The sequence below is a fragment of the Serratia sp. CY38905 genome, assembly GCF_052168875.1.
Lineage (GTDB): Bacteria > Pseudomonadota > Gammaproteobacteria > Enterobacterales > Enterobacteriaceae > Serratia > Serratia sarumanii.
Genome location: NZ_JBJNLV010000046.1, coordinates 1 through 1,341, shown reverse-complemented (window position 1 = coordinate 1,341; position 1,341 = coordinate 1). Strand labels below are relative to the sequence as shown.

Genomic DNA, 1,341 nt, shown 5'->3' with positions numbered 1-1,341 from the left:
TATTTAATGAGATGGTCACTCCCTCCTTCCCAGTACTATGCTGAGGACAGGCTTTCATTCGGAGAACCATCATGGAAAACATTGCGCTTATTGGTATCGATCTGGGTAAGAACTCTTTCCATATTCATTGTCAGGATCATCGTGGGAAGGCCGTTTACCGTAAAAAATTCACCCGACCAAAGCTAATCGAATTTCTGGCGACATGCCCGGCAACAACCATCGCGATGGAAGCCTGTGGCGGTTCTCACTTTATGGCACGCAAGCTGGAAGAGTTAGGGCATTTTCCAAAGCTGATATCACCGCAATTTGTCCGCCCATTCGTTAAAAGCAACAAAAATGACTTCGTTGATGCTGAAGCTATCTGTGAAGCAGCATCACGTCCATCTATGCGTTTCGTGCAGCCCAGAACCGAATCTCAGCAGGCAATGCGAGCTCTGCATCGTGTCCGTGAATCCCTGGTTCAGGATAAGGTGAAAACAACTAATCAGATGCATGCTTTTCTGCTGGAATTTGGTATCAGCGTTCCGCGAGGTGCTGCCGTTATTAGTCGACTGAGTACCCTTCTTGAGGACAGTAGTTTGCCTCTTTATCTCAGCCAGTTACTGCTGAAATTACAACAGCATTATCACTATCTTGTTGAGCAGATTAAAGATCTGGAATCTCAGTTGAAACGAAAGTTGGACGAAGATGAGGTTGGACAGCGCTTGCTGAGTATTCCCTGCGTTGGAACGCTGACTGCCAGTACTATTTCAACTGAGATTGGCGACGGGAAGCAGTACGCCAGCAGCCGTGACTTTGCGGCGGCAACAGGGCTGGTACCCCGACAGTACAGCACGGGAGGTCGGACGACATTGTTAGGGATTAGCAAGCGGGGCAACAAAAAGATCCGAACTTTGTTGGTTCAGTGTGCCAGGGTATTCATACAAAAACTGGAACACCAGTCTGGCAAGTTGGCCGACTGGGTCAGGGAGTTGTTGTGTCGGAAAAGCAACTTTGTCGTCACCTGTGCTCTGGCAAACAAGCTGGCCAGAATAGCCTGGGCACTGACGGCGCGACAGCAAACTTACGAAGCATAAAGGCAGAAATACACCAGTTTAAACAATCATTCATCTGGTTTTGCGAATACTGATATTGATGATACTAACGGCCCACCGGCCTGTTGAGGAACCTGTAAAACGGAAAGGCTCATTGAAGCCGTATATTTTCTGGAGGTTCATCAGGCGCGGAACTCATCGAGGCGCGGGAATAAAATCCCATTCAGACGCCGGATAGATTCAAGCAAGCCAACTTGTCGTCAAAATCGGTGTTGCAAAAACGGGAGTGACCATAGATTCCGTTTTC

The 1,341-nt window shown here is 48.2% G+C and carries 1 protein-coding gene; it reads left to right on the top strand.

The window, feature by feature from the left end:
- Positions 1–71 precede the first annotated feature (71 nt).
- The gene (locus ACJ8MK_RS25980; protein WP_000427619.1) at positions 72–1,076 is read left to right on the top strand and encodes an IS110-like element IS5075 family transposase; all 1,005 of its coding nucleotides are present in this window, start codon (positions 72–74) and stop codon (positions 1,074–1,076) included.
- The last annotated feature ends 265 nt before the right edge of the window (positions 1,077–1,341 follow it).

Bases quoted from the DNA above. Each gene is read 5' to 3' on its own strand.
- ACJ8MK_RS25980 (WP_000427619.1), top strand. From the start codon at position 72: ATGGAAAACATTGCGCTTATTGGTATCGATCTGGGTAAGAACTCTTTC.